General features: G+C 67.6%; 1 protein-coding gene. It reads left to right on the top strand.

Annotated features, from left to right (window positions below):
• Positions 1-241: hypothetical protein (locus AC1RPW_RS08655; RefSeq protein ID WP_481769556.1), on the top strand; the 241-nt coding region annotated here is incomplete at both ends.

The following is a 241-nucleotide window of genomic DNA, read 5'->3' as shown; positions in this document are numbered from 1 at the left end:
TCCACCACCACTGCCGCCGGTGTGGGCATCGTCCAAGCGGTGGCCAGGCTTCCCTGGCTGCTGGTGGCACTACCGGCCGGCCACGCGGTCGACCGCCATGGGTACGCGCGACTGCTTCGGTTCTCCCTGCTGGTCAAAGTCCTCGGCTGCGTGTTCTTGATCGTCGCCACCCTGGTCCACTCGTTGCCGCTGCTGGCTGTCGCAGCGTTCGCCGTGGTCGCCGGTGAGGTGTCCTACGACA

The sequence above is a fragment of the Dellaglioa sp. CoH-55-MRSF-8 genome, assembly GCF_056782195.1.
This window is presented reverse-complemented; position numbering and strand designations above follow the sequence as displayed.